Source organism: Acinetobacter sp. YH12200 (assembly GCF_013418175.1).
In the GTDB taxonomy this organism is placed as follows: domain Bacteria; phylum Pseudomonadota; class Gammaproteobacteria; order Pseudomonadales; family Moraxellaceae; genus Acinetobacter; species Acinetobacter pseudolwoffii.
Genome location: NZ_VPCO01000001.1, coordinates 66,226 through 78,919, shown reverse-complemented (window position 1 = coordinate 78,919; position 12,694 = coordinate 66,226). Strand labels below are relative to the sequence as shown.

10 protein-coding genes and 5 tRNA genes are annotated in these 12,694 nt (G+C 44.9%); 3 read left to right on the top strand and 12 right to left on the bottom strand.

Features of this window, described 5'->3' with window-relative positions; translation table 11 throughout:
- Positions 1 to 48: 48 nt before the first annotated feature.
- From FTU90_RS00370 to FTU90_RS00340, 7 genes are all read right to left on the bottom strand, one after another.
- A tRNA-Asp gene (locus FTU90_RS00370) sits at positions 49 to 125 on the bottom strand.
- A gap of 14 nt (positions 126 to 139) precedes the next feature.
- A tRNA-Val gene (locus tag FTU90_RS00365) sits at positions 140 to 215 on the bottom strand.
- 21 nt (positions 216 to 236) lie between these two features.
- Positions 237 to 313, bottom strand: a tRNA-Asp gene (locus tag FTU90_RS00360).
- Positions 314 to 361: 48 nt separating this feature from the next.
- Positions 362 to 438 (bottom strand) — tRNA-Asp (locus tag FTU90_RS00355).
- A gap of 28 nt (positions 439 to 466) precedes the next feature.
- Positions 467 to 542: transfer RNA gene (locus FTU90_RS00350), tRNA-Val, on the bottom strand.
- Positions 543 to 1,038: 496 nt separating this feature from the next.
- Positions 1,039 to 1,572, bottom strand: coding sequence for a cell wall-recycling L,D-carboxypeptidase ElsL (elsL, locus tag FTU90_RS00345; RefSeq protein WP_005097834.1), 534 nt, complete (start codon positions 1,570 to 1,572; stop codon positions 1,039 to 1,041).
- On the bottom strand, positions 1,569 to 2,027 hold the full coding sequence (locus FTU90_RS00340; RefSeq protein ID WP_100329126.1) for a YbaN family protein: 459 nt from the start codon (positions 2,025 to 2,027) through the stop codon (positions 1,569 to 1,571). The genes elsL and FTU90_RS00340 overlap by 4 nt, the downstream gene beginning before the upstream one ends.
- Positions 2,028 to 2,114: 87 nt before the next feature.
- Between FTU90_RS00340 and FTU90_RS00335 the strand changes: the two genes are divergently transcribed.
- The 3 genes from FTU90_RS00335 (at position 2,115) to dapE (ending at position 4,513) form a co-directional block, all read left to right on the top strand.
- Positions 2,115 to 2,990, top strand: coding sequence for a DUF1853 family protein (locus tag FTU90_RS00335; RefSeq protein ID WP_180071790.1), 876 nt, complete (start codon positions 2,115 to 2,117; stop codon positions 2,988 to 2,990).
- Positions 2,991 to 3,102: 112 nt separating this feature from the next.
- Entirely contained in the window at positions 3,103 to 3,255 is a 153-nt protein-coding gene (locus FTU90_RS00330) for an entericidin A/B family lipoprotein (RefSeq protein ID WP_004280704.1), read from the top strand.
- Between the two features lie 121 nt (positions 3,256 to 3,376).
- Positions 3,377 to 4,513: a succinyl-diaminopimelate desuccinylase gene (gene dapE, locus FTU90_RS00325; RefSeq protein WP_159138274.1), complete on the top strand. Its 1,137-nt coding sequence runs from the start codon at positions 3,377 to 3,379 to the stop codon at positions 4,511 to 4,513.
- Positions 4,514 to 4,578: 65 nt separating this feature from the next.
- Here dapE and FTU90_RS00320 read toward each other — a convergent pair whose 3' ends face one another.
- The 5 genes from FTU90_RS00320 to FTU90_RS00300 all read right to left on the bottom strand — a co-directional run bounded on the left by FTU90_RS00320 (position 4,579) and on the right by FTU90_RS00300 (position 12,684).
- Positions 4,579 to 5,037: a hypothetical protein gene (locus tag FTU90_RS00320; RefSeq protein WP_005169706.1), complete on the bottom strand. Its 459-nt coding sequence runs from the start codon at positions 5,035 to 5,037 to the stop codon at positions 4,579 to 4,581.
- Positions 5,038 to 5,040: 3 nt separating this feature from the next.
- Entirely contained in the window at positions 5,041 to 9,486 is a 4,446-nt protein-coding gene (locus FTU90_RS00315) for an Hpt domain-containing protein (protein ID WP_180071789.1), read from the bottom strand.
- Between the two features lie 168 nt (positions 9,487 to 9,654).
- The gene (locus FTU90_RS00310; RefSeq protein WP_180071788.1) at positions 9,655 to 11,727 is read right to left on the bottom strand and encodes a methyl-accepting chemotaxis protein; all 2,073 of its coding nucleotides are present in this window, start codon (positions 11,725 to 11,727) and stop codon (positions 9,655 to 9,657) included.
- 46 nt (positions 11,728 to 11,773) lie between these two features.
- Positions 11,774 to 12,310 (bottom strand): chemotaxis protein CheW, encoded by a 537-nt coding sequence (locus tag FTU90_RS00305; protein WP_005097846.1) that lies wholly within the window; start codon positions 12,308 to 12,310, stop codon positions 11,774 to 11,776.
- A 5-nt stretch (positions 12,311 to 12,315) separates the two neighbouring features.
- The gene (locus FTU90_RS00300; RefSeq protein ID WP_005097847.1) at positions 12,316 to 12,684 is read right to left on the bottom strand and encodes a response regulator; all 369 of its coding nucleotides are present in this window, start codon (positions 12,682 to 12,684) and stop codon (positions 12,316 to 12,318) included.
- Positions 12,685 to 12,694: the final 10 nt, after the last annotated feature.

The following is a 12,694-nucleotide window of genomic DNA, read 5'->3' as shown; positions in this document are numbered from 1 at the left end:
GTTTAATCAAATTTAAGCTCAGGGACCTAAATTTAATTTCTTTTGAAATGGCGCAGCGGACGGGGCTCGAACCCGCGACCCCCGGCGTGACAGGCCGGTATTCTAACCAACTGAACTACCGCTGCATCGCAAAAGATTATGGTGGGCGCTGACGGGATCGAACCGCCGACATTCTGCTTGTAAGGCAGACGCTCTACCAACTGAGCTAAGCGCCCTCAAAAGGTCTATCGTATAAATGGCGCAGCGGACGGGACTCGAACCCGCGACCCTCGGCGTGACAGGCCGATATTCTAACCAACTGAACTACCGCTGCATTTACACAATATCGCTATTGTGGCAAACGAGAATCAAGATCTTAAAGTGGCGCAGCGGACGGGGCTCGAACCCGCGACCCCCGGCGTGACAGGCCGGTATTCTAACCAACTGAACTACCGCTGCAACTATAAGGTCTCAACATGAAAGAGCTTGGTGGGCGCTGACGGGATCGAACCGCCGACATTCTGCTTGTAAGGCAGACGCTCTACCAACTGAGCTAAGCGCCCTTTCTAAACGTCTATCATCGTTTGATGGGTGCATTATAGAGAATCTGCACAGCCTGTCAAACGCTTTTCGGAATGTTTTCCACTTTTTAGGTGTGAGTGATTAAAAAATAGGTTGTTTGTTAAAAAAAACAACACTTTTTGTTTATTTTTTAAGTCTCTACCGAAATTTTTTAATTTCCAAAATGAAAATCACAACAAAATTTCCTGTCTTCTCTTGCGAGATTTCAGACTCACTCAGGCAGTATGCTTTAGTTCCGATCAAGAATTATACAAAGCTTTAAAATTACTCGGCGTTGTGTTCATGTAATCTTTCAACTGTCATTTATTTTTATGTGAAAAATAGCGATAAAGTTTAGCTTTAGACGATGATTCAACCCGTTTCATGCTGTAAAAATAGGATCTGGATCAGATTAATAAATGTCTTAAACTGTATTAAATCATCTCATCCCGCCCGTAAAAACAAAATCATTTTCACATGACATTAAAGATCGATTCATTATTCAGTATGCACACCCTTCAGCATTTTTGAATCTAATGCATGTTCCGAGATATACACCAAGGCATTCTCACCCACCAGGTCAAAGAGTTCAGCGACCTCCAGATTCCGCATACGAATACAGCCATGAGAAAGCGGCTCTCCCATCATTTCTGTTTCTGGCGTGCCATGAATATAGATATAACGTTGATAGGTATCGCAGCCCTCGCCTTGATTAAAACCGGCTTCAAGCCCACTCAACCATAAAATACGGGTCAAGATCCAGTCACGTTGCGGAAACTCTGCTGCCAATTCAGCATCATAAATTTCACCCGTCGCCTGACGTGCAATAAATACACTGTTTAAAGGTGCATTCTGGCCAAACTTTTCAGCGATCTTGTGCCAGCCACGTGGGGTCTTGCCACTATTTTCAGTTTCACCAATGCCATTTTTACCAGTGGAAATCAGATATTGCTTGTTTAGACGTGGCAAATACAGCTTTTGTTGGGCGAGATCAATCAGGATATCTGCTTGATCCAGATGCAAGGTATTCATGACTTGTTATTCTCTGAATCTACTTTATTTGACTCTGTTTTCTTTAACTTTATCTCTGTCTTTTCAGGATGAATCGTTTCTTGATGAAGCATCACCTGATCCGGTTCAGGACGTCGCCATAACCAGATGGCCACAATCAGCATGGTGATATTGGTAAAGGCTTTTACTGCCAAGGGTGCGGTAGTAAACAGCATGATAATCCCGCTGATCAGCATCATGATACTGGCCAGCCATTTGGCCTTACGCGGTACAGTACCATGTGCCCGCCAATCTCTTAAAGTCGAGCCATATTTGGGATGGTTCAATAACCAGTTATCCATTTGTGGCCAACCTTTAGATGCCGCCCAAGCAGCCAGAATCAAAAAGACCGTTGTTGGCATACCCGGCAGGATTGCACCGATAAAGCCCAGGATCACAAACAGCACCACCAGACTCCGCCAAAACAACACTTTCATACATCAACCCTAACCGCAGAATTCAGGTAGTATAAAGCGTTTTCCGATACTGTCCGTTGTATTTCTGCACTTTTCACAGGTTGTACCATGTCTTTTTCCAGTTTAAACCAAAATTTTGTAGAAGCATGGCATCGTTATCAACATCCTCTGGTACGGCAACTGGCATTTGCTGTCGGCAGTCCGAATATTCTGTCCGGTATTCCCGAGGAGCTTGAACTCATACATCGCTTTGAGCTGCATGACAGCCAGACTTGGCAGCAATATCTTAGCCAGTATCATCCACGTTTGGAATTTCTCGATCAGCATCCAGAAGAATTAATCGAGTTTGTGCAGCAACTGAAAAGCACGCGTTTGGGGCTGCGCTTTGAAATGCTGGTCTGGTTCTGGTTACTCGACGATGCTTATCATCCCTATCGGCTACTCGGTCATAGTATTCAGCAAATTGAGGGTGCAAAAACCTTGGGTGAACTGGATTTCCTAGTCCTTAATACCGATACCGGACTGGTTGAACACTGGGAAATTGCCCTGAAATATTATCTGGCCGAAGCAGATTTTAGTCTGCCGCATTGGTACGGCCTGAACCGCACCGATACCTTAATCAGAAAAATGAACCATTTCACACAAAAACAGTTCCAATTTGATGAAGCTTTAGCACATTCTATTCAAAAACGTTTTTGTGTGATGAAGGGACAGTTGTATCTGCCGACCCATCATGCTGACCAGCCTATTCCCACCTGGATCAATACCGAGCGTCGCCTAGGTCTATGGGGACAGCATATTCCTGCTGCACAAGATGCGTTCTATCGCCTGCAACGGCATGAATGGATTTATCCGCAAGCCCAGCCAAGCAGTTTGACTGCGACCTGGTGGACGGATGGTCTCTATAAAAAAATCGATCGCAATGACTTCTATATGTATCGCCAACCGGTACTAAGCCAGTATCCATCACATAAGCCCCTATAAAGCATTACATTTATTAACCGAAGCACTATGAAAACCACATATTTTTTAGTGCGTATATTTTCTACTCTAAGTTCCACATCATAATAATTTTATTATTGATTATACGGAGATGATGATGAAAAAAATTCTTGCTGCTTCATTAATGATGGCTTTTGTATTAACTGGCTGTAACACCGTAAAAGGTATGGGCAAAGACGTGTCTAAGGCGGGCGATGCGGTAACCAATACTGCTGAAAAAACCTCTGACGAAATCCGTCAAAACTAGTTTTTTCTTAAATGCTCATAGAACCCTATCTCAGATAGGGTTTTTTTATATCGATCGTTCACATTCAAGCCGATATTCGCCTATTATAGAGCCGAGAAAATTATCGACTGTTGAAAACCGCATGAGCTCTTCCGCTACTCTCGATTTAAGCCTGCAACTATTACGTCAGCCTTCTGTCACCCCCATTGATCATGACTGCCAGAATATTATGGCGGAACGTTTAAAAAAGATTGGTTTCAATATTGAATCCATGCGTTTTGAAGATGTCGATAATATCTGGGCACGCAAAGGCACAGAAGGTCCGGTCTTCTGTTTCGCTGGCCATACCGATGTGGTGCCAACGGGCAACCTGGATGACTGGAACTCAGATCCATTTTTACCCGAAATCCGTGAAGGTAAACTTTATGGTCGTGGCAGTGCCGACATGAAAACGGCTTTGGCAGCTATGATCGTAGCGACAGAACGTTTTGTAGAAAAATACCCAAATCATAAAGGTTCAATTGCTTACCTGATTACGTCAGATGAGGAAGGCCCATCAATTAATGGTACAGTCAAGGTCATTGAAACCCTGGAAGCGCGTAATGAAAAAATTACCTGGTGTCTGGTCGGTGAACCGTCAAGTACCCATAAACTGGGGGATATTGTCAAAAATGGCCGTCGCGGTTCTTTAAATGCCAATCTCACGGTAATAGGCAAACAAGGTCATGTGGCATATCCGCATCTGGCAGTGAACCCGATTCATAGTGCCTCTAAAGCGATTGCCGAGCTGTGTGACACCGTCTGGGACCATGGCAATGAATATTTCCCGGCAACCACTTTCCAGATTTCCAATATCAATTCGGGTACAGGCGCAACCAATGTTGTTCCGGGTAGCATGAATCTGCTATTTAACTTCCGTTATTCAACTGAAGTGACTGCCGAAGAACTTAAAGCACGTACTGTGGAAATTCTGGATCGTCACGGTGTGGACTATGACATTTCCTGGACTTTGTCGGGCTTGCCATTTCTGACCCCGGTCGGCGAGCTGGTCAATGCAGCTAAAACCGCTATTCTAAATGTCACCGGTACTGAAACCGAGCTTTCTACTTCTGGTGGAACCTCGGATGGCCGCTTTATTGCACCTACAGGCGCACAGGTACTGGAACTTGGCGTATTGAATGCCACCATCCACCAGATCAATGAGCATGTTGATATTGCCGATCTGGAGCCACTGGCTGAAATTTATGAGCAGATTTTGGTAAATTTACTTGCCAATTAAGTAAATTCATAACGCAATAAAAAAGGAACTCCATGGAGTTCCTTTTTGATATTTAATAGTTTGCATTACAGCCCGATTGTAGCCTGAATATTCGTCATATTCGGAATATGAAACAGCTGTTCATTCATTCGTACATATTGGAAAATTGCAGGGTCATTCACCGGCTGATCGACATCGACCACTTCAGAAATACGAATCCGGATGGTTTTCGGCATTTCATTGCACATTAGGGCAAAACGCTGATTGATCTCATCACCTTCAATCACCAGTGCCACGCCATGTTGACGTGAAGGCTCATTGATGGCATAGACTGGCAATTGTGCTTCATGCCATTCCACTGTCTTGACCTGGGTAGTGCTGTCCAGCGCTGACAGCACAATGTTTTGTGGCAATAACATCGGATCTTTGCCATGACAGTCAATAATATAGGCATCAATAAATCCGGTCGATACCGTAATCAGATGCTGAAGTTCCTGCTGGCTAATCTGATCAGCCATCTTGCTCGTCGAATTGCTCTGACTCATCGATTACCCCTGTTTTTCGGCAATTAATTGTTGAATATTGGCCAGCAGTTCAGCTTCCTGGAACGGTTTACCCATATAGTGGGTCACGCCCAGACTGAATGCACGTTCACGATGTTTCTCACCAGTACGCGACGTAATCATGATAATCGGCAAGTCACGGTGAATATCATGGTGACGAACCAGGTTGGTGACTTCAAAACCATCCATACGTGGCATTTCGATATCCAGCAGCATCAGATCCGGTCTGACATTTTCTAGCTGCTCGATCGCATCTACACCATCTTTGGCGGTCACAATGTCATAGCCCTGACGTTCAAGCAGACGCGAAGTTACCTTACGTACTGTCACCGAGTCATCGACAATCATCACCAGACGGCGTGCATTGGAATGACGCGAACCATCACGCTGATCATGCATCTGTTTCACACGCTGTGTCGCCTGAATCTGACGCGCAATATTCTGGCCATCGAGAATCAGACAGACCTGACCATCACCCAGAATCGTAGCACCCGCCACTACCCCGATGTTGGCAAACTGCTGTCCAATCGGTTTCACCACAATCTGTGCACGTGAACCCACCAGTTGATCGACCAGCAAGGCAATGGTTTGGCCACTGTTGCCTTTAATCAGAAGCACCGGCAATGAATGACCGACATTATTCAGACGTGGAATCGGCTGAGTACCGACAAATTCAGACAGATAACGCAGCTTGTAGTTTTCACCATCAATCTTGAAGTAATCGTCTTTACTGTTAAAGTAAGTTTCCAATGTGGTCGGCGCAATCCGCACGATTCGGTCAATCTGCGCCAGAGAAATTGCATATTGCTGATCGCCCGCTTTCACCATCAAGGCATCACTAACGGCCACTGTCGTCGGTACGCGAATCGTAAAGACCGTGCCCTTACCCAGTTCCGAGCTGACCGAAACATGACCACCGAGCAACTTGATTTCACTTTGTACCACGTCCAGACCAACGCCACGACCGGAAATCTGGGTGACTGCTTTTGCGGTAGTGAAACCAGGATGGAAGATATATTGTAGTATTTCATCCTGATCAATCGGCTGGTCGGCTTTGATCAGATCCAGACTGAGGGCTTTCTCACGAATTTTCTCCGCATCGATCCCCTTGCCATCATCACTGAAAGAAACGATGACATCGGTTCCTTGGCGGCTGATGTTCAATACAATAGAACCCACTTCCGGCTTGTTCAATGCCAGACGATCTGCGGTATCTTCCAGACCGTGGTCAATCGCATTACGCAACATATGTTCAAATGGCGTAACCAGACGTTCCAGAATATTACGATCCAATTCACCTTCAGTATTCTGCACAATCAGTTCGGCAGGACGGTTCAAGGTGGTTGAGGTTTGACGCACAATACGTTGTAAACGCGGCAACATCCGGTCAAACGGCACCAGACGGGTACGCATCAGGCTTTCCTGAATCTCGGCCTGAATACGCGATTGTTGTAATAATAGACCTTCAGTTTCACGAATCTTGTCGGCCAAGGTGCTCTTGAAATCGACCAGATCCGATGCTGATTCTGCCAGAGATTTGGATAACTGGTTCAACGATGAATACTGGTCCATTTCCAGCGGATCGAAGTCGGCATAGCGCGAATTTTCTGAACCATGTTTGGCAATAATCTGTGATTCCAGCTCGCCTTCCATTCGACGCAACTGGTCGGCAAGTCGTTTGATCGCCAGTTCCATCTCGTTCAGGGTATTGCCAAGCTGACCCAGATCCATCTCGATCCGCGAACGGTTAATCGAGTTCTCACCCGACAGGTCAATCATCTTCTCGACCAGATCAGCAGAGATACGAATCATCTCGTTATTGCTATCGCTACTGCCTGTATTCGCCCACTCACCCATCATCTGTGGCGGTTCAGTACCATCACCCTCAACAAAACCAAAGTCGGTACTGACCACCAGATGTTCTGTTTTTGCCAGACGCTCAGGCAATTGCGCAGTGACGTCCACATAAGCAATCTTTTTCAGACTGCTTTGAAGCTGCTCAAAACCGCTATAGTCGCGCTGGAAAATTGCCTGTTTTAACCAGGCCAGTGTTTTCTGCAATAAGCCATCATAGGCATTCGAGTTAAATTGATAAACTGCAAACTGCTCGAAAGTGGTTTCCAGTTCATAGGCAATGCTGGCCACCTCTTCAGTTTCAATCATGCGTGCACCACCTTTAATACTGTGGGCAGCACGTTGTAACTGAAGTAATAAACTACGGTCACTACGCTGATCAAACCATTGATTGAGCAGCTTCTCTGCATTGGCCAGAATTTCTTCAGACTCTTCGAGGAAGGTTTCTTCAACGATTGATTTCAGCTCATCTTCTTCAGAGCGTTCAACTTGATTTTCAGTAAATCTAGGGATTTCAACTAATTTTTCTGTTTCAGCCAGATCAGTTGCAGGCTGTTCTGTCGCCACTGATTCTTCGAATGGCACTTCAGGAGTCGATAGCATCTCTAACGCGGTCACGTTGAATTCAGCAGTTGTGCTTTCAACAGCAGCCAGCGTTTGCCCAGAAAGTAGTGCCTGAATATTTTGTAAAATTGCCACCGCTTCTGTCGCCGGATAATCAATGCCATCATCTCGAATGGACTGAATACGGTCGGACACGTTATCCTGTACCAGACGGACAATCTGGATTAAAGCAGGTGTTACGGCAATCTGCTGACGGATCACCCGTTCATAAATACTTTCCAGTTCATGGGCAATCAAACCGATATGCGAAGCCGCAATCATGTTTGCACCACCTTTTAAGGTATGCAAATGACGCATCAGATTGTTCAGTGAAGTCGTATCATCCTGTTTTTTGCTCCAGGTATTCAGATCTTCATCAATACCTGCCAGCAATTCATCGGCTTCTTCCAGAAAGATACCTAACAGTTCTTCATCGAAATCACGGTTGGTTTCAGCACTCTCGCGCTGTTGACGATCGGCTGCAATACGCTGGCTCAAGGCAGCAAAATCTACGCTGCCTGTGCTTAAGGTGTCAGCCGTTGAGATAATATCTGTGGTCGGCTCAAGGCCTGACGTTTCAGTATCTTCCGCAAAGATCTCAAGATCCTGTTGTACAAATGCCGACAGTTCACTTAAAGTTTTTTGAATGTCATCATTCAGAATGACGCGCTGTCCTGCGGCCAGGGTATCAAATAAATGAATAAATTCCTGATGTGCCTGTGCAAACAGTTCATAAGCATAATTGCTGTTTAACAGCACCGGCTTTTTAAGCAGGGCATCATAAGCCGATTTCAGATCTGCCGTGAATTCATGAATTCCTTTGGCCGCGCGGCTATCAGTATGCGCCAGTAATTCTGCAGCCTGTTGACTCAGTGCCTGGATATATTCCGGATAATCGACTTGTGCGCGTTTATCGAATTCAAACTCAGCATCGAGCAACAGGTCAATATCCAGCTCAACCAGTTTGGACACCAGACCTTGGGTTTGAACCGCATCTGATTCAGTGACCGCAAAGCCATAATCACTCCAGACTGCTTCAAAAGTGGCATAGACCGCATCTAGTTTTTCGGTATCCCCCTGACCTAATAAATGCACATAGTCACTGATAAATTCGGCATATTGAATCAGTAAGGCTGTTTCTTTTGAGGTCGAGACTATTTCATCTTGTAGCAAGGTTTTAAATAACTGTTCAACTTTAGAGCTGGCTTCAAAAATCTGTTCAATCTGCGCCATCGATGAACTGCCACGCAAGGTATGAATAGCACGAATCAGAGCATTATAATCTTGTGATTTTTCATCTTCAGTACGCAGGAAGGTGGCAATCGTTTCCAAATGCTCTTCGGCTTCTTCAATGAAGATGGCCACGGTTTCTTCAATATCATTGCGAACCGCTACTTCTACCGGCGCTGTTTCGATAATAGCAGCAGATTCACTTAGATTATGATCCGCAATTTCTAGCCCCGTGGTCTGACCTTCGGCAGTCAAATGATCGGCCAATGCTAATAATTCTTCTAACGCAGGTTCAGGTGAAAGGTTTTGTTGTAATTGTTGTCCCAACAGCAGCATTGGACGCAGGTCGAGATCCAATTCCTGTACATGTTTGAATTTTGGATATAAAGCATATTGATAGACATTCAGTACCGCTTGGGCAAATTTTTGCACCATCGCTGTCAGCTGAATTGAACCGGACAAGACCCGGTTCAGGGTATCTTCAACTGCCCAGGCCATTTCCCCTGCCGATTTTGCACCGACCATACGACCTGAACCTTTCAGGGTATGAAAATGACGGCGAATGGTCTTCAGATTTTCCTGATGATCTGGATTGACCAGCCATTCTGGAAATAAAGCATTTAACTCAACGAAGATTTCTTCGATTTCCTCAACAAAAATTTCAAGAATTTCTGCATCTTGATCAAGATAACTATCTTCAGGAAGCGTTGTCGTTTCAACTAAATTTTTTAATATTTCTTTCATAGCTTATGCTTCTTACGTTATGCCGCCAAGAAGGGCGCTCAAACTTAATTGTGACCGTCACGCAATACCTAATGTTTGAGGTTAAGTACATCTTGTCGAGGCTTTATCTGTATTTTTTGAATGTGCCTCAATCGTAATCAAGGCACATTCTCCCCATCATCGCTAACTTTATTCTGGTAGTTTAAAGTCAGCTACAGATTCACGTAATGCATCGGCCATATTTGCCAGTTCAGATACCGAACGTGCTGTATCGAAGGTGGCACTGGTGGTTTGCGAAGTAATTTCCTGTACGACATTCATCGTGGTCGCAATATGACCTGCAGATGCAGACTGCAGTTTCGCTGCATCGGAAATGTTCGCAATCAGTTTCGCCAGGTTATTCGATACTGTTTGAATCTCATCCAGTGCCACACCGGCATCTTTAGACAAGTTCGCACCACGTACAACCTCGGCTGTAGTTTGCTCCATCGAAATAACCGCTTCGTTGGTATCGGTCTGAATGGTTTTTACCAGGCCTTCAATCTGCTTGGTTGCAGACGCAGAACGCTCTGCAAGACGCTGTACTTCATCGGCTACAACTGCGAAACCACGACCGGCTTCACCGGCCATCGACGCCTGAATGGCTGCGTTCAATGCCAAAATGTTGGTTTGGTCGGCAATATCGTTAATCAAGGCAACGATGTTACCAATTTCCTGAGAAGATTCACCCAGACGTTTAATACGTTTTGAGGTTTCCTGAATCTGTTCACGAATCGTGTCCATCCCCTCAATCGAGCGTTGTACGACATCCGCACCATTTGCAGCAATTTGTACCGAACGGTCTGCTACCACAGCAGATTCATCGGCGTTGGCAGATACCTGATCAATCGACATGGCCATTTCGTTAATTGCCGCAGAAGCACCGGCAATTTCCTGAGCCTGATGTTCAGAAGCTTCAGCCAACTGGTTGGTAATGCCCTGTGTGGTTGCGGTATATTGCGCAACTTCTTGTGAAGTTTCAGTAATACGCGATACCAGGTCACGTAACTGGTCGATTGCAAAGTTAATCGAGTCGGCAATCGCACCGGTAAAGTCTTCCGATACTGTTGCGTATGAACGTAAATCACCATCTGCAAGATCGGCGATTTCATCCAGTAAACGTAAAATCGCATTCTGGTTACGGTCATATTCTTCTTGTAAACGGCCTACACGCTGCTTATCCGATACACCACGCAAAGAAAGCAATTTGAATACACAAAGCAAGAAACCAAGTAACAAGGCAATCAACAGGATGGCTGGAATAACGGTTTTAAGACCTGAGTTACCTGATAATTTGTTCAGGTTATCTAAAAGCACATCAGACTGGGCAAAAATAGATGCAGCGGCCTGACGAACTTTTACAATTTCAGTCGAGTTCTTCAGAATAATTGCTGATGCTGATTCGAGTACTTCATCATATTCAGCCTTAATACCTTCTAGAGATTCACGCATTGCTGGATCAGCAATACGCTGTACGCCCAGTTCAACAGAACCATTCAATTGTGCATTTAAATAAGAGCCGAAAGTTTCGGTATCGGCACTAAAGTCATCTGCCGATTCACGAGAGCCATCACTACCCGTCAATACCAGACTGATGGAACGTAAAATACGTTCTGCAATAAATACCTGGTTCTTGGCAATCACCACCTGGCTCGATGGCATATCTTGACGCGCCATTTGGTCAACCATCAAGTTATATTCCGCCTGAATCCCGGGAATTGCTTCACCAATGGCAATGTTGGTGTCGTATAACTGGTTAATGATTTTTTGTTGCGAGGTAATCAGATCAATACCGCTAGAAACTTCTGTCCACTGTTTATCAACAGCTTGTAGCGCCTCATTATCTGAATGAATATTTTTAACTGTTTCAAGGTTCTCAGCAAAAGATTTTTGCGAGTCAGTTAGGTTTTTCATTGACTCCGGTGTACCCGAAGCGGTTGCTTCAGTTGCTTGGCGCGAAATCGTTTGCGAGAGGAGACGTAAATCACCCAGACTTTGAGTGAGTTCGTTGCTACGTGGCACACTATAAAAAAGATATAATAAAGTGATCAGTGCGGCTAAAAGACAGCCTGCTGCCCCATAGATCAGCGGTTTTGATTTCTCACTATCACCAAATACACGTGATAATTGATCTATTTGCGATTGAATCTTAGTGAAAAAAGCATTACCGCCATTGCGGCCAGTGCTTTCACCTGTATTTTTCTTTTTAAGTTTAAAGCCCATGCAGCCTCTCCCCGGTTGACGCCTTGATCACTTTCGTGCGCGACATTTAATTTATAAATTTTATAGATGCGTTCATAAAATTTGGATTTTGCAACAGACGACTGAATAAGAACACATGCCACTGCTGGTTGTGCTGATGAAAAAATCCTTGACAGTATTCTTGTAAGTTTTCATCTAATTCAGATTTCTTCGAAAAGAAACTTTTCTTATTGAAATGTTGTATACCCAAAACTTGATCTACGACCAAACCGACATACTGGTCATTATGGTTGATGCACAATACTTTTTGAGTCGGTGAAAACTGACTGCTATGCCCTGATACGTATTGAGTGAGATCAGAAACGGATAACAATCTTCCCCGGATATTCGCCAGACCCAACACCCATGCTTGTGTCTTGGGTACCGGCGTATATTTTGGGGGATAAATCACTTCTGATACTTCCCCCAGCGGAGCAACAAAATATTGCCCCATCATCTCAAAAGCAATGCCCGACCATCGGTTCACTTCATTGTCATTGGAAACGTAGTTTTTATTTCCCCGTTTCGCAATGCGAAGCAATTCGATAAATCCATTTGCTGCCATAGAGCTTATCCTGCATTGAGGTGTTGCTTAATTACTTCTATTAATTGTTTTTCATCTACTGGTTTTGTTAGATAGTCTGCTGCACCCTGACGCTTGCCCCACACGCGGTCAGTGGCCTGATCTTTGGTACTGACAATCACAATTGGAATGTGTTTGGTGGTCGCCCCACGCGCAATCTGACGGGTCGCCTGGAATCCGTTTACGCCCGGCATCACAACGTCCATCAGGACCAGATCAGGCAATTCAGCCTGTGCCATGGTGACGCCATCGGCCCCATTGGCTGCTTCAATCACCTCAAAGCCATGTTTAGAAAGAATTTCTCTAAAGCGAAAAGTTTCTGTCGGTGAGTCATCCACAATTAGGATACGTGCCATGCCAATTCCC

Excerpts from the sequence above, each read along its gene's own strand:
- FTU90_RS00310 (WP_180071788.1), bottom strand. The coding sequence starts at position 11,727 with ATGGGCTTTAAACTTAAAAAGAAAAATACAGGTGAAAGCACTGGCCGC.
- FTU90_RS00305 (WP_005097846.1), bottom strand. The coding sequence starts at position 12,310 with ATGGCAGCAAATGGATTTATCGAATTGCTTCGCATTGCGAAACGGGGA.
- FTU90_RS00315 (WP_180071789.1), bottom strand. The coding sequence starts at position 9,486 with ATGAAAGAAATATTAAAAAATTTAGTTGAAACGACAACGCTTCCTGAA.
- FTU90_RS00335 (WP_180071790.1), top strand. The coding sequence starts at position 2,115 with ATGTCTTTTTCCAGTTTAAACCAAAATTTTGTAGAAGCATGGCATCGT.
- FTU90_RS00300 (WP_005097847.1), bottom strand. The coding sequence starts at position 12,684 with ATGGCACGTATCCTAATTGTGGATGACTCACCGACAGAAACTTTTCGC.
- FTU90_RS00340 (WP_100329126.1), bottom strand. The coding sequence starts at position 2,027 with ATGAAAGTGTTGTTTTGGCGGAGTCTGGTGGTGCTGTTTGTGATCCTG.
- FTU90_RS00330 (WP_004280704.1), top strand. The coding sequence starts at position 3,103 with ATGATGAAAAAAATTCTTGCTGCTTCATTAATGATGGCTTTTGTATTA.
- dapE (WP_159138274.1), top strand. The coding sequence starts at position 3,377 with ATGAGCTCTTCCGCTACTCTCGATTTAAGCCTGCAACTATTACGTCAG.
- FTU90_RS00320 (WP_005169706.1), bottom strand. The coding sequence starts at position 5,037 with ATGAGTCAGAGCAATTCGACGAGCAAGATGGCTGATCAGATTAGCCAG.
- elsL (WP_005097834.1), bottom strand. The coding sequence starts at position 1,572 with ATGAATACCTTGCATCTGGATCAAGCAGATATCCTGATTGATCTCGCC.